Origin of the sequence: Enterobacter sp. 03-F-07-AD-ECC, assembly GCF_047530935.1 — a bacterium.
GTDB lineage: Bacteria > Pseudomonadota > Gammaproteobacteria > Enterobacterales > Enterobacteriaceae > Enterobacter > Enterobacter cloacae.
In genome coordinates this window covers 315,965-341,885 of the sequence record NZ_JBLKBZ010000002.1, presented here as the reverse complement: position 1 = coordinate 341,885, position 25,921 = coordinate 315,965, and the positions used below count along the sequence as shown (strand labels likewise).

Sequence of the window (25,921 nt, the reverse complement as noted above, 5' to 3'; positions counted from 1 at the left end):
AGATATATCCTTAAACGGAATATAACACATTCAGAAACGCTCTGGATTAACACCTCTTTTTAATTCAACTCACACCTGTACGCTGAATATTCTTTCATCATTTAAGCATAGATGTCCATCAGGTATAAATTGCCTGTAAACTCAGCGGGTAAAATAAAACTCACCCATGCGTAGGGTTATTTCAAAATATTGCTGGCCGTCACACAAAATTTAAGGTTCTCCGTTCATATTTATCATAAATCCAGCGCGCAGACGGGGTACAATCACAGCAATCGGTTAAATTGTCTTCACAATGATGATACGTTTTCGTAGAATGCGCATAATAATAAGAGAGGTTGTTATGATTGAACGTGAACTGGGGAACTGGAAAGATTTTATCGAAGGCATGCTTCGTAAATGACATTCAGTAAGAATTGCAAGAGCACTTAAATAAGTAAAATAACCATAGTGTGAATTAATCACACAGTAAAAAGGCGGCCTACTGAGCCGCCTTTTTTATTTTCACTATCTTATTCAGGCCGTTCCCTGAGCGGGAAGCGGCGACGCACCAGCACGAAGAACAGCGGCACAAAATAAATGGCCAGGATCGTGGCTGAAATCATTCCTCCCATGACGCCTGTACCTACCGCATGCTGGCTGCTGGAGCCAGCGCCTGAGCTGGTTGCCATTGGTAACACCCCGAAGACAAACGCCAGCGAGGTCATCAGGATTGGACGTAAGCGCTGACGGCAGGCATGCAGCGTGGACGCCATCAGCTCATGGCCTTTCGCATTCATCTCATTGGCAAACTCAACAATCAGAATGGCGTTTTTTGCCGACAACCCAATCACGGTGAGCAGCCCCACCTGAAAGTAAACGTCGTTCTCCAGACCGCGCATCCAGGTGGCGAGCAGCGCGCCGATCACGCCAAGCGGCACCACCAGCATGACCGAGAACGGGACTGACCAGCTTTCATACAGCGCCGCAAGACAGAGGAAGACCACCAGCAGCGAAAGCGCGTAAAGCGCGGGAGCCTGCGCCCCGGAGAGCCGCTCCTGATAAGACATGGCCGTCCACTGCAGACCAAAGCCAGCGGGCAGCTGTTGCACCAGCTTTTCCATGGTGTCCATCGCCGTACCGGTGCTGACGCCCGGCGCGGCTTCACCGACGATCTCAACGGCGGAATAGCCGTTATAGCGCTCCAGACGCGGAGAACCGCTCTCCCAGTGCGAGGAGGCGAAGGCGGAGAACGGCACCATGCCGCCCGCATTGTTGCGGACATACCAGCGGTTAATATCGTCCGGCAGCATGCGGTATGGGGCAGCGGATTGCACATACACTTTTTTAACGCGACCGCGATCCATAAAGTCATTCACATAGCTTGAACCCCACGCCGTTTGTAGCGTGTCGTTGATGTCGTCGATGGAAACGCCCAGCGCCTGCGCCTTACGCTGATCAATATCGACCTGCAGCTGCGGGCTGTCATCCAGACCGTTGTGACGGACGCGGGTCAGACCCGGATCTTTACCGGCCAGCTCTAACAGCTTGTCGCGCGCCGCCATCAGCGCCGTGTGGCCCGCACCGGCATGGTCCTGCAACTCCATGTCAAACCCGGCAGAACTGCCGAGACCGCTGATGGCCGGTGGGCTGCTGGCAAAAACGCGAGCCTCTTTGATACGGGAGAAGGCTTTGGTCGCGCGTTCGATAATGGCAAACGAGGTGCCCGTTTTCGTATCGCGTGCGTCCCAGTCTTTCAGGCGCACAAACATACGTGCAACGTTCTGCCCGTTCCCGCCTGGGCCGGAGCCGACGGTGGAGAAGACCGACACCACGTTATCTTTCTCTTTGGTAAAGAAGTACTGCTCCACCTTCTGAACTACCTTCAGCGTTTGCTGCTGCGTTGACCCGCTCGGGAGCTGCACCGAAGTGATGAACATCCCCCGGTCTTCCTGCGGCAGGAACGAAGTCGGCAGATGCAGGAACAGCCACACCATACCGCCCAACAGCACAACGTAAATCATCATCCAGCGCAGGCTGCGGTGCAGCACCTTGCCGACGGCGGTTTCATAACGCGCAGCACTGCGGTTGAACATGCGGTTAAACCAGCCAAAGAAGCCCTTCTGACCGTGCTGCTCCCCTTTATGTAGCGGTTTGAGGAGGGTGGCGCAGAGGGCAGGCGTGAGGATCAGCGCCACCAGCACCGACAGCACCATTGCGGAGACGATGGTGATTGAAAACTGACGATAAATGGCGCCGGTTGTGCCGCCGAAAAACGCCATCGGGATAAAGACCGCCGAGAGCACCATCGCGATGCCAACTAACGCCCCCTGAATTTGTCCCATCGATTTACGCGTGGCCTGACGCGGGGAAAGCCCTTCCTCGCTCATGATGCGCTCGACGTTTTCGACCACCACGATGGCATCGTCCACCAGCAGGCCAATCGCCAGCACCATTGCAAACATCGTCAGGGTGTTAATGCTGTAACCAAACGCATAAAGCACGGCGAAGGTACCCAGCAGCACCACCGGAACGGCAATGGTCGGGATCAGCGTTGCGCGGAAGTTTTGCAGGAACAGGTACATGACCAGGAAGACCAGCGCGATCGCTTCCAGCAGTGTTTTCACCACATCTTCAATAGAGGCTTTAACAAAGGAGGTGGTTTCGTAGGCGACTTTGTATTCCAGCCCGTGGGGAAAATAGTGCGACAGCTCATCCAGACGATCCAGCACCAGCTGCGCGGTGGCCATTTCATTGGCCCCGGAGGCCAGTTTAACCCCCAGACCGGAGGCCGGATTACCGTTAAAGCGGCTGAGATAATCATATTTCTCTGCCCCCATTTCTACTGTGGCGACATCGCCCAGGCGGACCTCTGAACCATCCTGATTTACGCGCAGGGTAATGTTGCGAAACTGCTCCGGGGTCTGAAGCAGCGACTGTGAGTTAATGGTGGCATTCAACGCTTGTTTATCGACGGAGGGCGTTCCCCCCAGTTGTCCCACCGCAATTTGGGCGTTCTGGGATTTAATGGCATCCGTCACGTCGGTTGCCGTCATCTGGAAGCTGTTCAGCTTATTCGGATCAAGCCAGATACGCATTGAATACTGAGAGCCGTAAGCATCGATATCACCGACGCCGTTAATACGGCTGAGGGGATCCTGAATATTACTGGCGACGTAGTCCGCAATGTCCTGCTTATCCATGGAGCCGTCGGTAGAGACAAACGCAATAGTCAGGATGTTGGTGTCACCGGTTTTACGTACGGTAACCCCCTGATTCTGCACCGCCTGAGGCAGTTTACGCATCGCCGACTGCAGCTGGTTTTGCACCTGCTGTACGGCTTCGTCCGGATCCGTACCGGCGGTAAAGCTCAGGGTGACGGTCGCCTGGCCCGTGGCGCTACTCTGCGAGGACATGTACATCAGGTTATCCAGACCCGTCATGTTCTGCTCGATAACCTGCGTGACGGTATTTTCCAGCGTTTGTGCTGAAGCTCCGGGGTAGTTTGCCGTGACGCGCACGTTTGGTGGTGCCAGGTCGGGATATTGCTCAACAGGAAGTGAAGTAATGGCCAGGACACCTGTCAGACACAACAGTATGGCAAGTACCCAGGCAAAAATGGGGCGATCGATAAAAAAATTCGCCATGAAAATGAGACCTCGTTTTGCTGCACGTCATTATTGTTTATTGCCCGCATCACTTTAGCGGCAAGACGAAGACCAAACGTGGAGAAATAAAGGAGATAGTGTAAATTATCATGCGCTTTTCTCTGCGCTTCACCTTTTACCGTTATTTACCTCCCGGCCCCGTTTGTCGGGAAGATCACGCTTACCAGCGTCCCCCCGTTTTGCGGCTGGGAAAAGTGCAGCGTTCCGCCGAGTCGCGCCGCCCGTTCGCGCATAATATTCAACCCGTAATGTCCCGGCGGCTCGCTGGCTTCGCCAATCCCGATACCGTTATCGCGAATGCTGACGCTGTGGGTGCCGTCAGCAGACGTCACGCAGCTGACGGTTATCTCGCTGGCCTGGGCGTGCTTCATCGCATTCAACACCGCTTCACGCACGATCTGCAGCAAATGCACCTGTTTCTGGGCATCCAGCGCCAGCGAGGAGAGGCGGCAGTCGAGGTGCAGCTTTGCCTGCGTCTGGCTCTGTAACCCGTCCAGTGACTCCTGTAGGGCCGCGGGCAGATTGGCGTGGTTAAGCGTCAGGCGGAAGGTGGTAAGCAGTTCCCGCAATTGATGCCAGGCGTTGTTAAGCTCGCGGGAAAAGTCGGTGATAATGGTCTGCGCCGGGGCATTTTCCTGCGGGATAGCGCGTTTCAGTAGCGCCAGCTGAATACGTAAATACGACAGTACCTGCGCCAGGGAATCGTGCAGCTCGCGGGCGATCGTCGCGCGCTCTTCCATCAGCAGCAACTGCTGGTAGTGCTTTTGCGCCTGGTTGAAATACAGTCCGCGTCCGAGCATTGTCGCCACGCTTTCCATCAGCGGCAGAGGAACGTGGCCCGTCTCGCTTTGCCAGCGTAATTCCCCGTACAGGGTATCCTGCATCAGCACGGGCAGCGTTTGGACAGGGCTCCCGTTTGATTCGATACCCTCACTGAGCCGCCAGTCGTCGCTGGTGCGCAACTCCAGGTAGTTCATCTGCGTGTACTCATGCACTATCTGCAAAATATGCCGGAAACAGTGGCTGTCTATCTGGCCGGTATTCAGTGCCTGAGAGCATTTAAACAGCATCTCGAGTTGCTGATGCGCCTCATTCAGATGCTGCGTCTTTTCCGCTACGGAGTGTTCAAGCGAGCGATACAGCGTATGCAGCTCGGCAGACATGTGGTTGAACGCCCGGGAAAGTTGGCCCAGCTCGTTTGGCAGCGCGGTATCCGGTGCAGGCGTATCGAATTGCCCCCGCTCAATGCGCTCGCTGGCCGCCACCAGATTATTCAGCGGTAACACCACCTGGCGGCGGATGCGTCGCAGGGTAAAGATCGTCAGGATCAGGATGCCCATCCCGCCCGCCAGGGAGATCAGAATCACCGCCCGGATTTTATGTTCGGTGTAGTGCTGAAGGGCGAGCACAAAGGCGTCAATCCGGCCGACAAAGTCTTCAATGTGGGCCTGATACCACCCGATATCGCCGCGAGCGATGTGGTTGTCCATCTCCTGCCATGCCAGATGCAGCTGCTGATAGCGCGCCTTAACATCGTCCGGCACGTACCAGCGGCTCAGCTTCTGTAGCGCAGGGGCGCTCAGCGTCTGCTGCCAGCTCTCGCGATGCGCCGCCAGGGCGTCGCTGTTGCGTTGCATCTCATAGCCCAGACGGTAGCTCTGCATTCGCAGGGAACCGGCAATATTGATGGCTTCTGCATCCCGCTGGCTGCTGGCAAGCGTGAACAGTGCGACGGTGCTGGTCAGAACGGACAGCACGATAATGGAAATGAAAGCCCGGGCCAGGCTTCCGGAAACGGGTCGTTTAACGGTCACAGAACAGCTTCCTGAAAAAAATTGATCTGCCACAGGTTCACTGGAGATAGTTCGGCTTCCTGGGCATTTGTACATTGCCTGATAGCGCCGCCGTGGGTAAATACAATATTCCTATAAAGAATAAGGTTATTGAACCAAAAACAGGTGTCGTTATGAATCGTTTTATTATGGCCAACAGCCAGCAGCGTATAGGGTGCCGTGCCTGCGAAGTGGCCTGCGTGATGGCGCACAACGATGAACAACACGTGCTGAGCGAACGCCATTTTCATCCCCGCATCACTGTCCTGAAATCTGGCGCGAAGAGCACGCCTGTAACCTGCCACCATTGCGAGAATGCGCCCTGCGCGCAGAGCTGCCCTAACGGGGCCATCAGCAAATGCGATGACAGCGTACAGGTGAATCAACAAAAATGCATTGGCTGTAAAGCCTGCGTGGTTGCCTGTCCGTTCGGCACGATGGAGATCGTTGTTACGCCTCTCGACAAGGGCAACGTAAAAGCCTCGGCACATAAATGCGATCTTTGCCACACGCGCCCACAGGGCCCGGCCTGCATCGAAAATTGTCCGGCACAGGTGCTTACCCTGGCGACGCCCGCCGTACTGAATAACCTGGCGAAAACCCGCCGCCAGCGCACCGCCCGTCAGGAGGCGCAGCCCTGGCACGGCGAGGCGGTAAGGCCAGACCTGCCGCACACCCGCCTTGAGCAGATGAGAAACACACCGCGACGCGGGGAGCCGGATAAACTCGCCGCGAGTGCACGCGTCAGCCATTTTCAGGAGATCTACCTGCCGTTTCGGGCAGAGCAGGCCGCGCGTGAGGCATCGCGCTGCCTGAAGTGCGGCGAACACAGCATTTGTGAATGGACCTGTCCGCTGCACAACCATATCCCCCAGTGGATTGAACGCGTTAAAGCGGGGGATATCGCCGGGGCGGTTGAGCTTTCACACCAGACCAACTGTTTACCTGAAATTACCGGCCGCGTCTGCCCGCAGGACCGATTATGTGAAGGCGCCTGCACCGTGCGTGATATCTCGGGCGCGGTGACCATTGGCAACATCGAGCGCTATATCTCTGACCAGGCGCTGGCGATGGGCTGGAAGCCGGATCTGAGCGGCGTGACGCCGGTTGATAAACGTGTGGCGGTGATCGGCGCGGGGCCTGCGGGGCTTGCCTGTGCCGACGTGCTGGCGCGCAGCGGTGTCAGCGTCACGGTCTATGACCGGCACCCGGAGATTGGCGGCTTGCTGACGTTTGGTATCCCGGCCTTTAAGCTCGATAAATCGCTGCTCGCACGGCGCAGGGAGATATTCACGGCCATGGGGATCCAGTTCGTTCTGAACTGCGACGTCGGACAGGATGTGCCGCTGTCACAGCTGCAACGCGAATACGATGCACTGTTTATTGGTGTGGGAACCTATCGTTCCATGAAAGCGGGTATCGCGCATGAAGATGCGCCCGGCGTCTATGACGCGTTACCTTTCCTGGTGGCAAACACCCGCCACGTGATGGGGCTTGAGGCAACAACCAAAGAGCCATTTATCGATACCCGGGGGCTGAACGTGGTGGTGCTCGGCGGGGGCGATACCGCCATGGACTGTGTCCGCACCGCGTTACGTCACGGTGCGGCGAAGGTAACCTGCGCCTACCGCCGGGATGAAGCCAATATGCCGGGCTCGAAAAAAGAGGTGAAGAATGCGAAGGAAGAGGGCGCCGCGTTTGAGTTTAACGTTCAGCCCGTGGAGTTAACTCTGGAACCTGACGGACAGGTCAACGGCATTCGCATGCTGCGTACCGAACTCGGCGAACCGGATGTTCAGGGCCGTCGTCGGCCGGTACCGATAGCGGGGAGCGAATTTGTGATGCCTGCGGATGCGGTGATCATGGCATTTGGTTTCAATCCACACGAGATGCCGTGGCTGCAGGCGCAGGGCGTGGAGACGGATAGCTGGGGACGAATTATCGCCTCGGTGGAGAGCCGCTATCGCTATCAGACCTCTAACCCGCAAATTTTCGCAGGCGGTGACGCCGTACGCGGCGCAGATTTAGTGGTCACCGCCATGGCGGAAGGGCGACATGCTGCGCAGGGTATCCTCGACTGGCTGGGCGTCAGCGCGTTAAAAACGCATTAAATCGGGTGGGCGACAAAGCGGGGTTCACGGCGTAATATAGGCAGACTCATTGTGTCGTGGAGCCCGTATGACCCTGAAAATTGACGTTATCAAAGACAAAATCCTTTCTGATAATTACTTTGTCCTGCGTAACATCACCTATGATTTAACGCGTAATAACGGGGACGTGATCCGCCACAAACGTGAGGTTTACGACCGCGGCAATGGGGCAACCATTCTGCTTTATAATCGTGAAAAGCAGAGCGTGGTACTGATCCGCCAGTTCAGGGTGGCGACGTGGGTCAATGGCAATCCGGACGGACGGCTGATTGAAACCTGCGCAGGTCTGCTGGATGACGATGAGCCGGAAGTGTGTATCCGCAAAGAAGCCATCGAGGAGACAGGCTTTGAAGTGGGTGAGGTGAAAAAAGTTTTCGAACTGTTTATGTCACCCGGCGGCGTGACGGAAATCGTCCATTTCTTTATTGCCGAATACAGCGATGCGCATCGTATCCATCAGGGCGGTGGGGTGGAAGATGAAGATATCGAGGTGCTGGAGATACCGTTTGTCCAGGCGCTGGAGATGATCCGTTCCGGGAAAATTAAAGATGGTAAAGCTGTAATATTACTGCAGTATTTACAAACAACCGGGCTGATGGATCCCTCTTTCGAACGGATGTAGTTTGTTTTTCGGATAAATCTATCCGATAAATCCGATTGAGCAACCCCGGCGGGAACACGAAGATACTGCCCAGTTAAGCGTTTTCGTTCCGGGATTGTGCCATTCATGCGCTACTGCGTTTTTATTTTTTTCCTGATTTGTGTGCTCCCCGCACCGCGGGTGTGGGCTGCGCCTGCACAGCAATCATTCTCAGACTGGCAGGTGACCTGCAATAACCAGAATTTTTGCCTGGCACGCAACACCGGTGAACACCGTGGTCTGGTGATGACGCTTAGCCGCAGCGCTGGCGCGAAAACCGATGCCTCGTTACGTATCGATCTCGGCGGTCTTTCAGACCCGTCTGTCAAAGAGCCTGCAATTGCGCCGCGCCTGCTGCTTGATGGGGTGCCCGTGACACTGGAGCGTCAGCACTGGCAGTTAACGCCATGGCATCTGAAAACGGACGATGCTGCGACCATCACTGCATTTCTTAAGCATATCCAGGAAGGGAAAGCGCTAACCCTGCGTGATGGCAAGCAGGCGATCTCCCTCAGTGGCCTGAAAGCGGCGCTGTTGTTTATCGATGCGCAGCAAAAGCGCGTCGGCAGTGAAACCGCCTGGATTAAAAAAGGTGACGATCCGCCGTTAAGCGTGCCGCCCGCACCGGCCCTGAAAAAGGTGGCGGTTGTGAATCCCACCCCGACACCGCTCTCCCACAGCGAACTGAACGATCTGCTGGATTATGGTACCTGGCGGATGAATAACAGCCAGTGCTCGCTCGACCCCAACCGTCGGGAAGTGCGCGTCACTGCGCTTACCGATGACAAAGCGCTGCTGATCGTCAGTTGCGAAGCGGGGGCCTATAACACCGTCGATCTGGCCTGGCTGGTATCACGTAAAAAACCGTTTTCTTCCCGTAGCGTCAGGCTGCGTCTGCCGTTTACGCCGTCCAGCGGCAGCAGTGAAATGGAGTTAATGAACGCTCGCTTTGATGAGAAAACGCGTGAGTTGACCACCCTGGCGTTAGGGCGGGGGATTGCCGACTGCGGTATCCAGACGCGCTGGCGCTTTGACGGCCAGCGCTTCCGTCTGGTGCGTTATGCCGAGGAGCCCAGCTGCGATAACTGGAATGGGCCAGATGCCTGGCCCACGTTGTGGATCACACGCTAGTTTTGCCCGGTAAGCGTAGCGTCACCGGGCACGCAGGCCGCACTAAAGCACGCTTAACGCCTTCTCAACGACGTTCTCAACGGTAAAACCGAAATACGGGAACAGCTTGTCGGCTGGCGCCGATTCACCGTATCCCCGCATGCCGACAATGGCCCCTTTCAGCCCGACATATTTGTACCAGTAGTCGGCAATGCCCGCCTCAACCGCCACGCGGGCCGTCACGCTGGATGGCAGGACCGATTCACGATACGCCTCATCCTGCGCGTCAAAGATGTCGGTTGAAGGCAGGGAAACCACGCGCACCGCGTGACCTTCGGCAGTCAGCTTCTCCGCCGCTTTGACGGTAATCTCCACCTCGGAACCGGTGGCAATCAGGATCACATCCGGCTTGCCGCCGCTGTCCTTCAGAATGTAACCGCCGCGGGCAATGTCTTTCACCTGCTCCGGCGTGCGTTCAATCTGCGCCAGGTTCTGACGTGACAGGATCAGCGCCGTCGGTCCGTTATGGCGCTCTACTGCCAGCTTCCAGCCCACCGCGGCCTCGACCTGATCGCACGGACGCCAGGTGCTGAAGTTTGGCGTCAGGCGCAGGCTCGCCAGCTGTTCAACGGCCTGGTGGGTTGGCCCGTCTTCCCCAAGCCCGATGGAGTCATGGGTGTAAACCATAATCTGCCGCGCTTTCATCAGAGCCGCCATGCGTGCGGCGTTACGGGCGTATTCCACAAACATCAGGAAGGTGGCGGTGTAGGGGACAAATCCCCCGTGATGAGCGATACCGTTGGCAATGGCGGTCATGCCGAACTCGCGTACGCCATAGTGAATATAGTTTCCGGCGATATCCTCTTTCAGCGATGTCGAGCCAGACCAGATGGTCAGATTGCTGGGGGCCAGATCCGCCGAGCCGCCCAGCAGTTCAGGCAGGATTGGGCCAATCGCATTCAGGGTGTTTTGCGATGCCTTACGGGTGGCGATTTTGGCCGGGTTAGATTGCAGGTTTTCAATCAGCGCCTGCGTTTTCTCTTCCCAGTCCTCCGGTAGCCCTCCGCTCATGCGGCGGGTGAATTCGGCCGCCAGCTCCGGGTAGGCCTTTTTGTAGGCGGCAAATTTCTCGTTCCAGGCGTGCTGGGCTTTTTCACCCTCTTCACGGGCATCCCATGCGCGGTAAATCTCTTTCGGAATTTCGAACGGCGGATATTTCCAGCCCAGTTTCTGCCGGGTCAGCGCCACTTCCTCATCACCCAGCGCCGCACCGTGCGCCTCTTCTTTACCTGCTTTGTTCGGCGAACCAAAGCCGATAACCGTGCGGCAAATAATCAGCGACGGTTTGTCCTTCACGCTTTGCGCTTCCTGAATCGCTTTTTTCACCGCCTCGGGATCGTGGCCGTCAATTTCATGCACCACATGCCAGTGGTAGGCCTCAAACCGTTTTGCCGTGTCGTCGGTAAACCAGCCCTCGGTTTCCCCGTCTATGGATATGCCGTTGTGGTCATAGAAGCCAATCAGCTTGCCCAGCCCCAGCGTGCCCGCGAGCGAACAGACCTCATGGGAGATCCCCTCCATCAGACAACCGTCACCCATAAAGACGTACGTGTAGTGATCGACGATGTCATGCCCCGGCTGGTTAAACTGCGCACCCAGCGTGCGTTCCGCGATGGCCAGCCCAACGGCGTTGGCTAAACCCTGTCCCAGCGGCCCGGTAGTGGTTTCCACCCCAGGCGTATAGCCAATCTCCGGGTGGCCGGGGGTTTTCGAATGCAGCTGGCGGAAGTTTTTCAGCTCTTCGAGCGGCAGATCGTAGCCGGACAAATGCAGCAGGCTGTAGAGCAGCATCGACGCGTGGCCGTTAGAGAGAATAAAACGGTCGCGATCGTACCAGGTGGGGTCGTTAGGGTTGTGCTTCAGGAAGTCATTCCACAACACTTCGGCAATATCTGCCATGCCCATAGGTGCGCCAGGGTGGCCGGAATTGGCTTTTTGCACGGCATCCATGCTGAGGGCGCGAATGGCATTGGCTAACTCTTTACGGGACATAGTTCACTCCGTGGCAAGGTTAAAGTTTGGCGGCGAGAAGATCTTCAAGTTTGCGCTGGTCGACGGCGAACTGGCGGATGCCGTCCGCCAGTTTTTCCACGGCCATTGGGTCCTGATTGTGCTCCCAGCGGAATTCCGCTTCGGTCATGGCTTTCGGTTTGGGCAGTACGGTGGAGGTCGGCACCAGTTTACGGATCACCGTCTCTTCTTTGTCCTGCAGCTTTTTCAGCAGGTCAGGGGAGATGGTCAGGCGGTCACACCCTGCCAGCGCCAGGATCTGCTCGGTGCGGCGGAAGCTGGCCCCCATTACGATGGTCTCGTAGCGGTGCTGCTTGTAATAGTCGTAGATATTACGTACCGACTTCACGCCCGGGTCTTCCTCCACCACGTACGGATCCATCGGCTGTTTTGCCTGATACCAGTCGTAGATGCGCCCGACGAATGGTGAGATCAGGAATACGCCCGCTTCGGCACAGGCGCGCGCCTGCGCAAACGAGAACAGCAGCGTCAGGTTGCAGTGGATCCCCTCTTTTTCCAGCACTTCCGCCGCGCGGATGCCTTCCCAGGTGGAGGCGAGCTTAATCAGAATGCGTGATTTGTCGATCCCCTGCTCCTGGTAGAGTTCGACGAGGCGGCGGGCTTTATTGATGCTCTTCTCTTTATCGAAAGAGAGGCGGGCGTCGACTTCGGTGGAGACGCGCCCCGGGATGCTTTTCAGAATTTCCGCACCGAAATTAACCGCCAGCTTGTCACTGGCTTCGGCAACCTGTTGTTCCTGGGTTTTGCCGCGCTGTTTGCCATAGGCAATGGCGTCATCAATCAGATGACTGAAATGGGAAAGCCCTGCCGCTTTGAGCAGCAGCGACGGGTTGGTGGTTGCGTCTTCAGGCTGGTAGTGCCGAATCGACTCGATATCGCCGCTGTCTGCAACCACGGTCGTGAATTGTTTGATGCCGTCAAGTTGGTTCATAAGTCATGACTCCTTGAAAATAAAAGCGTTAGACGAGTGCGTTAGTTCACACTTCTGGAAAAATCATGATGGACTTAACAAAAAAGCATAGCAGACGGGGGAGGCATTGCTTTTGAGACGGGTAACATGGCTGTTATAAATTGATAACAATTTTTAATGTGTGATGGTGAGAGTTTGGCAGCCTTCAAAGTTTATGCGGCAGCCTGCGGCGATACTATCTGACCGATACGTAAAAGGAATAACAAGATGGACGATCAGTTAAAACAGAGTGCCCTCGATTTTCACGAGTTTCCTGTCCCGGGTAAAATTCAGGTCTCCCCGACAAAACCGCTGGCAACCCAGCGCGACCTGGCGCTGGCCTACTCGCCGGGCGTGGCGGCACCGTGTCTCGAAATTGAAAAAGATCCGCTCGCCGCTTACAAATATACCGCGCGCGGCAACCTGGTCGCCGTGATCTCTAACGGTACGGCGGTGCTGGGCCTGGGCAACATTGGTGCGCTGGCCGGTAAGCCTGTGATGGAAGGGAAGGGCGTTCTGTTCAAGAAATTCGCCGGTATCGACGTGTTTGATATCGAAGTGGACGAACACGATCCCGATAAATTCATCAACGTCGTGGCGGCGCTGGAGCCGACCTTTGGCGGTATTAACCTCGAAGACATCAAAGCGCCGGAATGTTTCTACATTGAGCAGAAACTGCGTGAACGTATGAACATTCCCGTGTTCCATGATGACCAGCACGGGACGGCGATTATCAGCACCGCCGCCATTCTTAACGGCCTGCGCGTGGTGGAGAAAAATCTCTCTGACGTGCGCATGGTAGTTTCCGGCGCGGGTGCGGCGGCCATTGCCTGTATGAACCTGCTGGTGGCGCTCGGGATGCAGAAACACAACATTGTGGTCTGCGACTCCAAAGGCGTGATCTACAAAGACCGCGAACCGAACATGGCGGAAACCAAAGCAGCCTACGCGGTGGACGACGACGGCAAGCGTACGCTTGAGGATGTCATTGACGGCGCGGATATCTTCCTGGGCTGTTCAGGCCCGAAAGTGCTGACCCAGGAGATGGTGAAGAAGATGGCGCGTGCGCCAATGATTCTGGCGCTGGCGAACCCCGAGCCGGAAATCCTGCCGCCGCTGGCGAAAGCGGTGCGTGAAGATGCCATCATCTGTACCGGTCGCTCCGACTATCCGAACCAGGTGAACAACGTGCTCTGCTTCCCGTTCATCTTCCGTGGGGCGCTGGACGTAGGCGCGACGGCCATTAACGAAGAGATGAAGCTCGCGGCGGTGCACGCCATTGCGGAACTGGCACACGCCGAGCAGAGCGAAGTGGTCGCTTCAGCCTATGGCGATCAGGATCTGAGCTTTGGCCCGGACTACATCATTCCAAAACCGTTCGACCCGCGTCTGATTGTCAAAATCGCGCCAGCGGTTGCGAAAGCGGCGATGGACTCCGGCGTGGCGACGCGCCCGATAACCGATTTCGATGCTTACGTGGATAAGCTCACCGAGTTTGTCTACAAAACTAACCTGTTTATGAAGCCGATTTTCTCTCAGGCTCGTGCCGACGCGAAGCGGGTGGTGCTGGCGGAAGGGGAAGAGGCGCGCGTGCTCCATGCCACGCAGGAGCTGATCACCTTAGGGCTGGCGAAGCCGATCCTGATTGGCCGCCCGAGCGTTATCGAGATGCGTATCCAGAAGCTGGGCCTGCAGATCAAACCGGGTGTTGATTTTGAGATCGTCAACAATGAATCCGACCCGCGCTTTAAAGAGTACTGGAGCGAATACTACGCGATCATGAAACGTCGCGGGATCACTCAGGAGCAGGCGCAGCGGGCGGTGATCAGCAACACCACGGTGATTGGCGCAATCATGGTTCATCGCGGCGAGGCGGATGCGCTGATCTGCGGCACCATCGGTGATTACCATGAGCACTTCAGCGTGGTGCAGGAGATCTTCGGCTATCGCGACGGGGTGCACACGGCCGGTGCGATGAACGCGCTGCTGCTGCCAAGCGGTAACACCTTTATCGCCGATACCTACGTCAACGACGATCCAACCCCGGACGAGCTGGCGGAGATCACCGTGATGGCGGCTGAAACCGTGCGTCGCTTTGGTATCGAACCGAAGGTGGCGCTGCTGTCGCACTCTAACTTCGGCTCCTCTAAATCTGCGGCGGCCTGCAAAATGCGACAGACGCTGGAGCTGGTTCGCGAGCGCGCACCGGAGCTGATGATTGACGGTGAGATGCACGGCGACGCCGCGCTGGTGGAGAGCATCCGCAATGAACGTATGCCAGACAGCCCGCTGAAAGGCTCAGCGAATATCCTGATTATGCCAAACGTGGAAGCGGCGCGTATCAGCTACAACCTGCTGCGCGTCTCAAGCTCTGAAGGGGTGACCGTGGGGCCGGTGCTGATGGGTGTGGCAAAACCGGTGCATGTGTTAACGCCAATTGCCTCTGTACGCCGTATCGTGAATATGGTGGCGCTGGCGGTAGTTGAGGCGCAGACGCAGCCGCTGTAAGTGATGTTTGTCGGGTGGCGCGTTCGCTTACCCGACCTACGGGTTGACCAGGACGGATAAGCGCAGCGCCATCCGGCAGTTAAACCCAGTCCCGAACCTTAATAAACTCACTCAGGGCAGCCTCCGGGCTGCCTTCTTTTGGCTCGTAGCAGTACTCCCAGCGCACCAGCGGCGGCATTGACATCAGAATCGACTCCGTGCGCCCGCCGGTTTGCAGGCCAAACAGCGTCCCGCGATCCCACACCAGGTTAAACTCCACGTAGCGCCCGCGACGGTAAAGCTGGAACTCGCGTTCGCGCACGCCGTAGTCGGTGTTTTTACGCCGTTCAACAATGGGCAGATAAGCGTCGGTATAGCCTTCGCCCACCGCACGCATAAAGCTGAACGCGGTATCAAAATCAGGCGTGTTCAGATCGTCAAAGAACAGCCCGCCAATGCCGCGCTGTTCGTCGCGGTGTTTGAGGTAAAAGTAGTCGTCGCACCACTTTTTGTATTTCGGGTAAACGTCTTCGCCAAACGGCAGGCAGAGATCGCGTGCGGTCGTATGCCAGTGCACGGCATCCTCTTCAAAGCCGTAGTAGGGGGTCATGTCGAAACCGCCCCCGAACCACCAGACCGGATCGGCTCCCGGTTTTTCCGCAATGAAAAAACGCACGTTGGCGTGGCTGGTTGGCACAAACGGGTTGTGCGGGTGTACCACCAGCGAAACGCCCATCGCCTGGAAGCTGCGGCCCGCTAGTTCAGGACGATGCGCCGTTGCAGAAGCGGGCATGGCCTCCCCGTAAACGTGGGAAAAATTGACGCCCGCCTGTTCAAAAATACCGCCGTTACGCAACACGCGGCTACGCCCGCCGCCGCCGGCCTCGCGCTGCCAGTTATCTTCCTGAAAATTACCGCCATCTGCAGCGGCCAGTTTCTGGCAAATCTCATCCTGCAACTGCAGCAGGAAGGTTTTTACCCGCTTTGCATTCGGTTTCATTAACGTTTCCTGGAGTGCGCTTTTTGATTATCGAACCAGTTAAAGTAACTGATGATGCCGGAGGCGATGGCATTGGCGATTTTCTGACGAAACGCCGCAGTACCAAGCAGACGCTCTTCTTCCGGGTTAGTGATGAAAGAGGTCTCCACCAGCACGGACGGAATCGACGGTGATTTCAGCACCACAAACGCGGCCTGCTCCGTGCTCTTGCTGTGCAGACGGTGCACCGGCTTAATCCGTTTGAGGATATGCGAGCCCAGCGTCAGACTGTTTTTGATGGTATCGGTCTGCACGAGGTCGAACAGCACCTGCTGTAACAGGTGATCTTTATCGGTGGTCTTCTTCCCGGCGACTTCATCCGCACGGTTTTCACGGTCGGAGAGATATTTCGCCATGGCGCTACTGGCGCCGCGATTGGAGAGGGCAAACACCGACGCGCCCGCGGCGGAAGGGTTTGTAAAGCCATCCGCGTGAATGGACATAAAGAGATCGGCACCATGCTTATGGGCAATTTCCACGCGGTCATACAGCGGAATAAAGGTGTCGCCCGTGCGCGTCAGGCGGGCGTCAATGCCGTTGCTGCGTAAAATCGATCGCACATTTTTTGCAATTGCCAGCACGACGTGTTTTTCTTTTGACCCGTTTTTGCCAATGGCGCCGGTATCAATGCCGCCGTGACCCGGGTCGAGCATGACCAGACGCTTCGCGCCTGGTTTTTTGGCTTTGGGTTTGCTGTGTCCGTTACTGGTTTTAAGCGTGCTCTCTTCTTTTGCCTGAGCCTGCTGTGCGATGCCCGTTAACGTTAAGGCCGCCAGCCCCGCTTTGAGAACCTGACGACGCGATGTGAGTGCTTTTAATGGTTTGAATGTGCTCATGCGGCCTGAATAGTAAAAATTGCGGTCCTGGTGTTATATCGTATCGCGTTTAGCGTTACGACAGTCCTTATTGAGAATTGTTTTACTTTTCATTTCAATACGTGACAAAGTGACATTATGCCAAATTTTGGCGAGATTTTCCCCGGTTATTGGCTAAATGCCCTGTTCGCGCCATAATCACTGTTTTTAAACCCGAAAAGGCGGTTAATACCATGGAGATACGCGTTTTTCGCCAGGAAGATTTCGAAGAGGTGATCACCCTTTGGGAGCGCTGCGATTTGCTGCGTCCGTGGAACGATCCAGAGATGGACATTGAGCGTAAGCTGAATCACGACGTCAGTCTGTTTCTGGTGGCGGAAGTGAACGGCGAAGTGGTGGGCACGGTGATGGGCGGTTACGACGGCCATCGCGGCTCTGCTTATTATCTGGGCGTTCACCCGGAATACCGGGGGCGCGGCATTGCCAATGCGCTGCTCAATCGTCTTGAGAAAAAACTGATCGCTCGCGGTTGTCCAAAAATTCAGATCATGGTGCGCGAAGATAACGACGTGGTGCTGGGCATGTATGAACGTCTGGGCTATGAACACGCTGACGTGCTGAGCTTAGGTAAGCGTCTGATCGAAGATGAAGAGTATTGAGATCCACCCGGCAGATTACGACGCGCAGGGGCGTGTCAGGCTGCCTTTCTTATTCTGGTGCGTACTGCTGCTGCAGGCCCGCACCTGGGTGCTGTTTGTCATGGCCGCCGCGTCCCGCGGGCAGGGCGATACATTACTGACGCTCTTTTATCCCGATCACGACGCCTTTTGGCTCGGCCTGTTACCGGGCGTACCGGCGGTGGTGACGTTTTTGTGCAGCGGCCGACGACAGGCGATCCCACGGCTTTGGCGTGCGCTTCGCTGGCTGCTGATCCTGGCCCAGATTGCGCTGCTCTGCTGGCAGCCTGTGCTCTGGTGGTACGGTGAACCGCTTACGGGCATCGGCATTGCGCTGGTGGTTGCCGATATCGTGGCTCTGCTGTGGCTGCTGACTAACCCCCGCTTACGCGCCTGTTTTACGCATGAGTCAGATTAACGCGTCACTTTTTGCCGATGCTGCACTCCAACAAGCGTTGATTTAACACGTAAGGACGTTTCAATGAAATCGCTGCGTTTACTTTTATGCGCTCTCCCGCTGGCGTTAACCGGCTGTTCAACGCTCTCCTCCATTAACTGGTCGGCCGCTTATCCGTGGAACTGGTTTGGCTCTTCGCTGGAAGTGACCGAGCAGGGCGTGGGCAACATTACCGCCGCGACGGCGCTGGATCAGGACGCGCTTCAGGCGGCCCTGAGCAGCGACTATCGTCTGCGCAGCGGCATGAAAACTGAAAACGGCACTATCGTGCGTTACTTCGAAGCGCTGAAAGGAGACAAACTGGCGCTGGTGATTAACGGCGATAAAGGCACGGTAAACCGTATTGCCGTGCTGGACGATGCCATCCCGACGGCGAGCGGTGTAAAGGTTGGTACGCCGTTTAGCGATCTCTATAAACAGGCTTTCGGCAATTGCGCCAGCGCGCCTTCAGACGATGGCGTGGCGGTGCAATGTAAAGCACCGGACAGCCAGCACATCAGCTACCTCTTTACCGGAACCTGGAGCGGCCCTGAAGGCTTAATGCCGTCTGACGATACGCTGAAAAACTGGAAAGTGAGCAAAATTATCTGGCAGCAGTAATTTGCGCCTGAACAATCCGTCTCGCTGAAATCCGGGTATAATACCCGCCATCAATGCCACGTTGTCGTGGCATCTTTATTTCAGGAGGAGCGATGTCTCAGGTTCAGAGTGGCATTTTGCCAGAACATTGCCGCGCGGCGATTTGGATTGAAGCCAATGTGAAAGGGGATGTGGATGCCCTGCGTGCGGCCAGCAAAGTCTTTGTGGATAAACTGGCCACCTTCCAGGCCAAATTCCCGGATGCCCATCTGGGCGCTGTGGTGGCCTTTGGCAATAACGTCTGGCGTCAGCTGAGCGGCGGTGAAGGGGCGGAAGAGCTCAAAGACTTTATCCCTTACGGCAAAGGTCTGGCACCGGCAACCCAGTACGACGTGTTGATCCATATTCTCTCTCTGCGCCACGACGTGAACTTCTCCGTTGCTCAGGCGGCGGTAGCGGCGTTTGGTGACAGCATTGACGTTCAGGAAGAAGTCCACGGTTTCCGCTGGGTGGAAGAGCGCGACCTGAGCGGCTTTGTCGACGGGACGGAAAACCCGGCAGGTGAAGAGACGCGCCGTGAAGTGGCGGTCATCAAGGATGGCGTGGATGCCGGCGGCAGCTACGTATTTGTTCAGCGCTGGGAGCATAACCTTAAGCAGCTTAACCGCATGAGCGTGCAGGATCAGGAGATGATGATTGGTCGTACCAAAGAGGCCAACGAAGAGATCGACGGCGATGTACGCCCGGTGACCTCTCACCTGAGCCGCGTTGACCTCAAGGAAGACGGTAAAGGGCTGAAGATTGTTCGCCAGAGCCTGCCGTATGGCACCGCAAGCGGAACCCATGGCCTTTATTTCTGCGCCTACTGCGCGCGTCTGTACAATATTGAGCAACAGCTGCTGAGCATGTTCGGCGATACCGACGGCAAGCGTGACGCTATGCTGCGCTTCACCAAACCGGTCACCGGCGGCTACTACTTCGCGCCATCCATTGAGCGCCTGCTGGCGCTGTAATTCCCTTTCTCCCTCTCCCTTTGGGAGAGGGTTAGGGTGAGGGCAACAGGCCGCACCCTTATTCCCTTTTCTGCTTGTAAATCACCAAACGGTATATAAAACCGTTACTCCTTTCGACCTCGTTATAAATATTATGACAATAAGATAGTCATCACATTTATAAGGGTGCGCAATGGCCGTTACTGTACTGAAAAAAGGATCCCTGGCACTGGCAGGTTTACTGCTGGTGGCGCAGGCGCAGGCGACTGAGCTGTTGAACAGTTCATATGACGTCTCCCGCGAGCTGTTTGCCGCCCTTAACCCGCCGTTTGAGCAGCAGTGGGCGAAAGACAATAACGGCGACAAGCTGACCATTAAACAGTCTCACGCCGGTTCGTCCAAACAGGCGCTGGCGATCCTCCAGGGGTTGAAAGCGGACGTGGTGACCTATAACCAGGTGACCGATGTGCAGATCCTGCATGACAAAGGCAAGCTCATCCCGGCCGACTGGCAGAGCCGTCTACCAAACAACAGCTCGCCGTTCTACTCCACCATGGGCTTCCTGGTGCGTAAAGGCAATCCGAAGAATATCCACGACTGGAGCGATCTGGTTCGTTCTGACGTAAAGCTGATTTTCCCGAACCCTAAAACTTCCGGTAATGCGCGTTATACCTATCTGGCGGCGTGGGGTGCAGCGGACAAAGCAGACGGTAACGATAAAGCCAAAACCGAGCAGTTCATGACCCAGTTCCTGAAAAACGTCGAAGTGTTTGATACCGGCGGTCGCGGAGCAACCACGACTTTCGCAGAACGCGGTCTGGGCGATGTGCTGATTAGCTTTGAATCGGAAGTGAATAACATCCGTAAACAGTATGAAGCGCAGGGCTTTGAAGTCGTTATCCCGAAAACCAACATCCTGGCCGAGTTCCCGGTGGCGTGGGTGGATAAAAACGTGCAGGCAAACGGCACTGAGAAAGCGGCAAAAGCCTATCTCAACTACCTGTACAGCCCACAGGCGCAGACCATCATTACCGATTACTACTATCGCGTGAACAACCCTGACGTGATGAACAAACTGAAAGATAAATTCCCCCAGACCGCGCTGTTCCGTGTGGAGGATCATTTCGGCTCCTGGCCTGAGGTGATGAAAACGCATTTTGCCAGCGGCGGTGAATTAGACAAATTGCTGGCGGCGGGGCGTAAGTAATGTTTGCCCTCTCGACTAAACGCGTGCTGCCGGGGTTTACCTTAAGCCTCGGAACCAGCCTGCTGTTCGTCTGCCTGATTTTGTTGTTGCCGCTCAGCGCGCTGGTGATGCAGCTTGCGCAGATGAGCTGGTCCCAGTACTGGGAAGTGGTCACCAACCCACAGGTCGTTGCGGCCTATAAAGTGACGCTGCTGTCGGCGTTTGTGGCCTCGCTTTTTAACGGCGTGTTTGGCCTGCTGATGGCGTGGATATTAACCCGCTATCGTTTTCCGGGCCGCACGCTGCTCGACGCGTTAATGGATTTACCGTTCGCACTGCCGACGGCCGTTGCCGGTTTAACGCTGGCGTCACTTTTCTCTGTAAACGGTCTGTACGGCGAGTGGCTGGCGAAATTTGACATCAAAGTGACCTATACCTGGCTCGGTATCGCGGTGGCGATGGCCTTTACCAGTATTCCGTTCGTGGTGCGTACCGTACAGCCGGTGCTGGAAGAGTTAGGCCCGGAATATGAAGAAGCGGCAGAAACGCTGGGGGCTACGCGCTGGCAGAGCTTCCGTAAAGTTGTCCTGCCTGAGCTTTCTCCGGCGCTGATGGCGGGAGTGGCGCTGTCGTTTACCCGTAGCCTCGGCGAGTTCGGTGCGGTCATTTTTATCGCCGGTAATATTGCGTGGAAAACGGAAGTGACGTCGCTGATGATTTTTATCCGTTTGCAGGAGTTTGATTACCCGGCAGCGAGCGCCATTGCCTCGGTCATTCTTGCCGCATCGTTGCTGCTGCTCTACACAATCAACACTCTGCAAAGTCGCTTTGGTCGACGTGTGGTAGGTCACTGATGGCGGAAGTTACTCAATTGAAGCGATACGATGCGCCCCGCATCAACTGGGGTAAATGGTTTTTGATTGGTACGGGCGTGCTGGTTTCTGCTCTCATCCTCGTGGTACCGACAATCTATATTTTCGTGCAGGCGTTCAGCAAAGGGATTATGCCCGCGCTGGAAAACCTGGCGGACCCGGATATGCTGCACGCCATCTGGCTGACGGTGCTGATTGCGCTGATCACCGTGCCGGTCAACCTGGTATTCGGTACGCTGCTGGCCTGGCTGGTGACGCGCTTTACCTTCCCGGGGCGTCAGATGCTGCTGACGCTGCTGGATATCCCGTTCGCCGTCTCACCGGTGGTGGCGGGTCTGGTCTATCTGCTCTTTTACGGCTCTAACGGCCCGCTGGGTGGCTGGCTGGATGAGCACAACCTGCAGGTGATGTTTGCCTGGCCGGGTATGGTGCTGGTGACTATCTTTGTAACCTGTCCGTTTGTGGTACGCGAACTGGTACCGGTGATGTTAAGCCAGGGGAGCAACGAAGACGAAGCGGCTGTTCTGCTGGGCGCGTCAGGCTGGCAGATGTTCCGCCGCGTCACGCTGCCGAACATTCGCTGGGCACTGCTCTATGGGGTGGTGCTGACCAACGCCCGCGCAATTGGCGAGTTTGGGGCGGTGTCGGTTGTATCCGGTTCCATTCGAGGTGAAACCCTGTCGCTGCCGTTACAGATTGAACTGCTGCAGCAGGACTATAACACCATCGGCTCCTTTACCGCCGCAGCGTTGCTGACGCTGATGGCTATTTTGACCCTGTTTTTGAAGAGTGTGGTGCAGTGGCGTTTAGAAAATCAGGAAAAACGTCAGCATCAGGAGGGAAATCATGAGCATTGAGATTGCCAATATTAAGAAGTCTTTTGGTCGCACCCAGGTGCTGAATGATATCTCGCTGGATATCCCTTCCGGACAAATGGTGGCGCTGCTGGGGCCGTCTGGCTCGGGTAAAACCACGCTGCTGCGTATCATCGCCGGTCTTGAACATCAGACCAGCGGACATATCCGTTTTCACGGCACCGACGTGAGCCGCCTGCATGCCCGCGATCGTAAAGTCGGCTTCGTGTTCCAGCATTACGCGCTGTTTCGCCACATGACGGTGTTCGACAACATTGCGTTTGGCCTGACCGTGCTGCCGCGTCGCGAACGCCCGGATGCGGCTACCATCAAAGCGAAAGTGACCAAACTGCTGGAAATGGTGCAGCTGGCCCACCTGGCTGACCGTTTCCCGGCGCAGCTTTCGGGTGGCCAGAAACAGCGTGTCGCACTGGCGCGCGCGCTGGCCGTGGAGCCACAAATACTGCTGCTTGATGAGCCGTTTGGCGCGCTGGATGCGCAGGTGCGTAAAGAGCTGCGCCGCTGGCTGCGTCAGCTGCATGAAGAGCTGAAATTCACCAGCGTCTTCGTCACCCACGACCAGGAAGAGGCGATGGAAGTCGCGGACCGCGTGGTGGTCATGAGCCAGGGGAACATCGAGCAGGTGGACGAGCCAGAGCAGCTCTGGCGTGAACCTGCCACCCGTTTTGTCCTGGAGTTTATGGGCGAAGTTAACCGTCTGCAGGGCACCGTACGCGGCGGACAATTCCACGTCGGGGCACACCGCTGGCCGCTGGGATACACGCCTGCCCATCAGGGGCCGGTGGATCTGTTCCTGCGCCCGTGGGAAGTGGACGTCAGCCGTCGTACCAGCCTGGATTCACCGCTGCCGGTGCAGGTGCTGGAAGCTAGCCCTAAAGGTCACTACACACAAATGGTGGTACAACCGCTGGGCTGGTATACCGAGCCGCTGACGGTGGTGATGCGCGATGAAGAGGCGCCACACCGGGGTGAACGCCTGTTTGTGGGGCTGCAGCATGCCCGTATTTATCACGGTAACCAGCGCATCGAGACGCGCGAGGATATTGCTCTGGCGGAGTCAGCCTGATAGGTTATTAGGATGTTTATCGCCCGGTGGCGCTGCGCTGACCGGGCCTACAGCTAAAACTGCGTCTTGTAGGCCGGGTAAGCGAAGCGCCACCCGGCTTTTTTATTGAGTAAAAATCGTGAATACACTCGAACACACCATCGGCAACACTCCACTGGTCAAGCTTCAGCGCATGGGGCCTGACAACGGCAGCGAAATCTGGGTCAAACTCGAAGGCAATAACCCGGCGGGGTCAGTCAAAGACCGCGCGGCGCTGTCGATGATTGTCCAGGCTGAGAAGCGCGGTGAAATTAAGCCAGGCGACGTGCTCATTGAGGCCACAAGCGGGAATACCGGAATTGCGCTGGCGATGATTGCCGCGCTGAAAGGCTACCGCATGAAGCTGCTGATGCCGGACAACATGAGTCAGGAGCGCCGCGCCGCGATGCGGGCTTACGGTGCTGAACTGATACTGGTGACCAAAGAGCAGGGGATGGAGGGGGCGCGCGACCTGGCGCTGGCGATGGCTGAGCGCGGTGAAGGCAAACTGCTGGATCAGTTCAATAATCCGGATAATCCCTACGCCCACTACACAACCACTGGCCCGGAAATCTGGCAGCAAACCGACGGGCGTATCACCCATTTTGTCTCCAGCATGGGCACCACCGGCACCATCACCGGCGTGTCGCGTTTTCTGCGCGAGCAGGAAAAACCGGTCGCCATTGTCGGCCTGCAGCCGGAAGAGGGGAGCAGCATTCCGGGTATTCGTCGCTGGCCTGCGGAATACATGCCGGGCATTTTTAATGCTCAGCTGGTGGATCAGGTGCTGGATATTCATCAGCGCGAGGCGGAAAATACCATGCGCGAGCTGGCGGTACGCGAAGGCATCTTCTGCGGGGTCAGTTCGGGTGGCGCGGTAGCAGGCGCGATGCGTGTGGCGCAGGAGAACCCTGGTGCAGTGGTGGTGGCGATTATCTGCGACCGCGGCGATCGTTATCTGTCTACCGGCGTCTTTGGCGAAGAGAGTTATTCGCAGGGGGCGGGGATTTAAGCGTCATGGAGATGATTTTATTCCGGGATAAGACCCGGGCGCAGCAAACCGATATTGTCGCGGTGCAGTCGCAGGTGGTGTACGGCAGCGTGGGGAACAGCATTGCGGTACCCAATATTCGTACCCACCGGCTTAACGTGACCGCCGTGCCGACGGTGCTGTTCAGCAACACGCCGCACTATGACACCTTTTACGGCGGGGTGATCCCCGATGAGTGGTTCAGCGGCTACCTGAAGGCGCTGGAAGAGCGCGAGATCCTGCGCGAGCTTAAGGCGGTCACCACGGGCTACATGGGCAGCGCCAGCCAGATTGTTCTGCTGGCGCAGTGGCTGCAGACGATCAAAGTGCAACACCCGGAGCTGCTGGTGCTGGTTGACCCGGTGATCGGGGATATCGACAGCGGTATGTACGTTAAACCTGATATTCCTGAGGCGTATCGTGAGCATCTGCTGCCGCTGGCGCAGGGCATTACGCCCAACGTATTCGAACTGGAAGTGTTAAGCGGTAAACCGTGCCGCACGCCAGAGAGCGCCATCGCCGCCGCGCAGGGGCTGCTTTCCGATACGCTGAAATGGGTGGCGATAACCAGTGCGCCAGTGGCCGACGACCCGCAGAATATTCACGTCGTGCTGGTGAGTAAAGAGGGCGTTACCGTAAGCGCGCACCCGCGCGTCGAGACCGATCTGAAAGGAACGGGCGATCTGTTCTGTTCAGAACTGGTCAGCGGTATCGTGGGGGGAAAAACCGTTGCTGACGCCATACGCATGGCAGGCGATCGGGTGACTGACGTCATGATCTATACGCAGTCGAAAGGTTACGACGAGCTTATCCTCCCCGCATAAACAAAAATGGCGCCCGAAGGCGCCATTTTTCTGTGCGGCAAGAATTACTTCTTGATGCGGATAACCGGGGTTTCACCCACGGTGACGCTGCCAGACAGTTTGATCAGCTCTTTGATTTCGTCCATGTTGGAGATAACAACCGGCGTCAGGGTAGACTTGGCTTTTTCTTCCAGCAGTGGCAGATCGAATTCAATCACCGGGTCGCCAACTTTAACACGCTGGCCTTCTTCTGCGATACGTTTGAAGCCTTCGCCTTTCAGTTCAACGGTGTCGATACCGAAGTGAACGAACAGTTCGATACCGCTATCAGATTCGATAGAGAACGCATGGTTGGTTTCAAAAATTTTACCGATGGTGCCGTCAACTGGAGCAACCATTTTGTTGCCAGTTGGTTTGATAGCAATGCCATCACCAACGATTTTCTCAGCAAACACTACATCCGGCACGTCTTCGATGTTGACGATCTCGCCGGAGAGCGGAGCAACAATCTCAATAGTTCCGGAGTCTTTCTTATCATCAGAAACCAGAGATTTCAGTTTATCGAACAAACCCATGATCTTCTCCTAAGCAGTAATTTGGGCCGCATCT

At 56.4% G+C, this 25,921-nt stretch carries 22 protein-coding genes; 15 read left to right on the top strand and 7 right to left on the bottom strand.

Annotated elements, in window-relative coordinates:
• Positions 1-340: 340 nt before the first annotated feature.
• Complete coding sequence (gene ypfM / locus ACMWKA_RS04435; RefSeq protein ID WP_015572204.1) at positions 341-400, top strand: protein YpfM; 60 nt, start codon at positions 341-343, stop codon at positions 398-400.
• A gap of 109 nt (positions 401-509) precedes the next feature.
• On the opposite strand, the gene acrD is transcribed toward ypfM, so the two are convergent.
• Entirely contained in the window at positions 510-3,623 is a 3,114-nt protein-coding gene (gene acrD / locus ACMWKA_RS04430) for a multidrug efflux RND transporter permease AcrD (RefSeq protein ID WP_246931975.1), read from the bottom strand.
• Positions 3,624-3,769: 146 nt separating this feature from the next.
• On the bottom strand, positions 3,770-5,458 hold the full coding sequence (gene narQ, locus ACMWKA_RS04425) for a nitrate/nitrite two-component system sensor histidine kinase NarQ (RefSeq protein WP_058679511.1): 1,689 nt from the start codon (positions 5,456-5,458) through the stop codon (positions 3,770-3,772).
• A gap of 152 nt (positions 5,459-5,610) precedes the next feature.
• On the opposite strand from narQ, the gene aegA reads away from it, so the two are divergent.
• From aegA to ACMWKA_RS04410, 3 genes are all read left to right on the top strand, one after another.
• Complete coding sequence (gene aegA, locus ACMWKA_RS04420) at positions 5,611-7,587, top strand: formate-dependent uric acid utilization protein AegA (RefSeq protein WP_414760018.1); 1,977 nt, start codon at positions 5,611-5,613, stop codon at positions 7,585-7,587.
• Between the two features lie 67 nt (positions 7,588-7,654).
• Positions 7,655-8,248 (top strand): GDP-mannose pyrophosphatase NudK, encoded by a 594-nt coding sequence (gene nudK / locus ACMWKA_RS04415; RefSeq protein ID WP_219249463.1) that lies wholly within the window; start codon positions 7,655-7,657, stop codon positions 8,246-8,248.
• A 105-nt stretch (positions 8,249-8,353) separates the two neighbouring features.
• Positions 8,354-9,397 carry a DUF1176 domain-containing protein gene (locus tag ACMWKA_RS04410; RefSeq protein WP_020689967.1) on the top strand — a complete coding sequence of 348 codons (1,044 nt, stop codon included), beginning with the start codon at positions 8,354-8,356 and terminating at the stop codon, positions 9,395-9,397.
• A gap of 42 nt (positions 9,398-9,439) precedes the next feature.
• Here the strand turns inward: ACMWKA_RS04410 and tkt are convergent, their stop codons facing one another.
• Together tkt and tal are read right to left on the bottom strand one after the other, a co-directional pair.
• A complete protein-coding gene (tkt, locus tag ACMWKA_RS04405) occupies positions 9,440-11,428 on the bottom strand; it encodes a transketolase (RefSeq protein ID WP_013098214.1) in 1,989 nt (662 codons plus the stop codon).
• A gap of 19 nt (positions 11,429-11,447) precedes the next feature.
• On the bottom strand, positions 11,448-12,398 hold the full coding sequence (gene tal, locus ACMWKA_RS04400; protein WP_013098213.1) for a transaldolase: 951 nt from the start codon (positions 12,396-12,398) through the stop codon (positions 11,448-11,450).
• A gap of 246 nt (positions 12,399-12,644) precedes the next feature.
• Between tal and maeB the strand changes: the two genes are divergently transcribed.
• Positions 12,645-14,924: an NADP-dependent oxaloacetate-decarboxylating malate dehydrogenase gene (gene maeB / locus ACMWKA_RS04395; protein ID WP_013098212.1), complete on the top strand. Its 2,280-nt coding sequence runs from the start codon at positions 12,645-12,647 to the stop codon at positions 14,922-14,924.
• A gap of 79 nt (positions 14,925-15,003) precedes the next feature.
• On the opposite strand, the gene hemF is transcribed toward maeB, so the two are convergent.
• Positions 15,004-15,903 (bottom strand): oxygen-dependent coproporphyrinogen oxidase, encoded by a 900-nt coding sequence (gene hemF, locus ACMWKA_RS04390; RefSeq protein WP_038420320.1) that lies wholly within the window; start codon positions 15,901-15,903, stop codon positions 15,004-15,006.
• Positions 15,903-16,778, bottom strand: a complete 876-nt coding sequence (gene amiA, locus ACMWKA_RS04385) for an N-acetylmuramoyl-L-alanine amidase AmiA (RefSeq protein ID WP_058651778.1) — start codon at positions 16,776-16,778, stop codon at positions 15,903-15,905. The genes hemF and amiA overlap by 1 nt, the downstream gene beginning before the upstream one ends.
• A gap of 212 nt (positions 16,779-16,990) precedes the next feature.
• On the opposite strand from amiA, the gene ACMWKA_RS04380 reads away from it, so the two are divergent.
• The 10 genes from ACMWKA_RS04380 to pdxK all read left to right on the top strand — a co-directional run bounded on the left by ACMWKA_RS04380 (position 16,991) and on the right by pdxK (position 25,333).
• Positions 16,991-17,416 (top strand): GNAT family acetyltransferase, encoded by a 426-nt coding sequence (locus ACMWKA_RS04380; protein WP_014832842.1) that lies wholly within the window; start codon positions 16,991-16,993, stop codon positions 17,414-17,416.
• Entirely contained in the window at positions 17,403-17,852 is a 450-nt protein-coding gene (locus ACMWKA_RS04375; protein WP_014832841.1) for a DUF2919 domain-containing protein, read from the top strand. Before ACMWKA_RS04380 ends, ACMWKA_RS04375 begins: the two co-directional genes overlap by 14 nt.
• A gap of 63 nt (positions 17,853-17,915) precedes the next feature.
• Positions 17,916-18,491, top strand: coding sequence for an RpoE-regulated lipoprotein (locus tag ACMWKA_RS04370; protein ID WP_013098207.1), 576 nt, complete (start codon positions 17,916-17,918; stop codon positions 18,489-18,491).
• 92 nt (positions 18,492-18,583) lie between these two features.
• Positions 18,584-19,483, top strand: coding sequence for a Dyp-type peroxidase (locus ACMWKA_RS04365; RefSeq protein ID WP_013098206.1), 900 nt, complete (start codon positions 18,584-18,586; stop codon positions 19,481-19,483).
• Positions 19,484-19,655: 172 nt separating this feature from the next.
• Positions 19,656-20,669, top strand: a complete 1,014-nt coding sequence (cysP, locus tag ACMWKA_RS04360) for a thiosulfate/sulfate ABC transporter substrate-binding protein CysP (protein ID WP_013098205.1) — start codon at positions 19,656-19,658, stop codon at positions 20,667-20,669.
• Complete coding sequence (cysT, locus tag ACMWKA_RS04355; protein ID WP_013098204.1) at positions 20,669-21,502, top strand: sulfate/thiosulfate ABC transporter permease CysT; 834 nt, start codon at positions 20,669-20,671, stop codon at positions 21,500-21,502. Before cysP ends, cysT begins: the two co-directional genes overlap by 1 nt.
• A complete protein-coding gene (gene cysW, locus ACMWKA_RS04350) occupies positions 21,502-22,377 on the top strand; it encodes a sulfate/thiosulfate ABC transporter permease CysW (RefSeq protein ID WP_013098203.1) in 876 nt (291 codons plus the stop codon). The genes cysT and cysW overlap by 1 nt, the downstream gene beginning before the upstream one ends.
• Positions 22,367-23,461, top strand: coding sequence for a sulfate/thiosulfate ABC transporter ATP-binding protein CysA (cysA, locus tag ACMWKA_RS04345; RefSeq protein WP_013098202.1), 1,095 nt, complete (start codon positions 22,367-22,369; stop codon positions 23,459-23,461). Before cysW ends, cysA begins: the two co-directional genes overlap by 11 nt.
• A 118-nt stretch (positions 23,462-23,579) precedes the next feature.
• Positions 23,580-24,491, top strand: a complete 912-nt coding sequence (cysM, locus tag ACMWKA_RS04340) for a cysteine synthase CysM (protein ID WP_013098201.1) — start codon at positions 23,580-23,582, stop codon at positions 24,489-24,491.
• Between the two features lie 5 nt (positions 24,492-24,496).
• On the top strand, positions 24,497-25,333 hold the full coding sequence (gene pdxK, locus ACMWKA_RS04335) for a pyridoxine/pyridoxal/pyridoxamine kinase (protein WP_414760017.1): 837 nt from the start codon (positions 24,497-24,499) through the stop codon (positions 25,331-25,333).
• A gap of 44 nt (positions 25,334-25,377) precedes the next feature.
• Here the strand turns inward: pdxK and crr are convergent, their stop codons facing one another.
• Positions 25,378-25,887, bottom strand: coding sequence for a PTS glucose transporter subunit IIA (gene crr, locus ACMWKA_RS04330; protein WP_003861316.1), 510 nt, complete (start codon positions 25,885-25,887; stop codon positions 25,378-25,380).
• Positions 25,888-25,921 lie beyond the last annotated feature (34 nt).

Coding starts and splice junctions, on each gene's coding strand:
- acrD (WP_246931975.1), bottom strand. CDS start 3,623: ATGGCGAATTTTTTTATCGATCGCCCCATTTTTGCCTGGGTACTTGCC.
- cysT (WP_013098204.1), top strand. CDS start 20,669: ATGTTTGCCCTCTCGACTAAACGCGTGCTGCCGGGGTTTACCTTAAGC.
- cysW (WP_013098203.1), top strand. CDS start 21,502: ATGGCGGAAGTTACTCAATTGAAGCGATACGATGCGCCCCGCATCAAC.
- pdxK (WP_414760017.1), top strand. CDS start 24,497: ATGGAGATGATTTTATTCCGGGATAAGACCCGGGCGCAGCAAACCGAT.
- tkt (WP_013098214.1), bottom strand. CDS start 11,428: ATGTCCCGTAAAGAGTTAGCCAATGCCATTCGCGCCCTCAGCATGGAT.
- ACMWKA_RS04375 (WP_014832841.1), top strand. CDS start 17,403: ATGAAGAGTATTGAGATCCACCCGGCAGATTACGACGCGCAGGGGCGT.
- cysP (WP_013098205.1), top strand. CDS start 19,656: ATGGCCGTTACTGTACTGAAAAAAGGATCCCTGGCACTGGCAGGTTTA.
- cysA (WP_013098202.1), top strand. CDS start 22,367: ATGAGCATTGAGATTGCCAATATTAAGAAGTCTTTTGGTCGCACCCAG.
- nudK (WP_219249463.1), top strand. CDS start 7,655: ATGACCCTGAAAATTGACGTTATCAAAGACAAAATCCTTTCTGATAAT.
- maeB (WP_013098212.1), top strand. CDS start 12,645: ATGGACGATCAGTTAAAACAGAGTGCCCTCGATTTTCACGAGTTTCCT.
- ACMWKA_RS04370 (WP_013098207.1), top strand. CDS start 17,916: ATGAAATCGCTGCGTTTACTTTTATGCGCTCTCCCGCTGGCGTTAACC.
- hemF (WP_038420320.1), bottom strand. CDS start 15,903: ATGAAACCGAATGCAAAGCGGGTAAAAACCTTCCTGCTGCAGTTGCAG.
- ACMWKA_RS04380 (WP_014832842.1), top strand. CDS start 16,991: ATGGAGATACGCGTTTTTCGCCAGGAAGATTTCGAAGAGGTGATCACC.
- tal (WP_013098213.1), bottom strand. CDS start 12,398: ATGAACCAACTTGACGGCATCAAACAATTCACGACCGTGGTTGCAGAC.
- ACMWKA_RS04365 (WP_013098206.1), top strand. CDS start 18,584: ATGTCTCAGGTTCAGAGTGGCATTTTGCCAGAACATTGCCGCGCGGCG.
- crr (WP_003861316.1), bottom strand. CDS start 25,887: ATGGGTTTGTTCGATAAACTGAAATCTCTGGTTTCTGATGATAAGAAA.
- aegA (WP_414760018.1), top strand. CDS start 5,611: ATGAATCGTTTTATTATGGCCAACAGCCAGCAGCGTATAGGGTGCCGT.
- ACMWKA_RS04410 (WP_020689967.1), top strand. CDS start 8,354: ATGCGCTACTGCGTTTTTATTTTTTTCCTGATTTGTGTGCTCCCCGCA.
- amiA (WP_058651778.1), bottom strand. CDS start 16,778: ATGAGCACATTCAAACCATTAAAAGCACTCACATCGCGTCGTCAGGTT.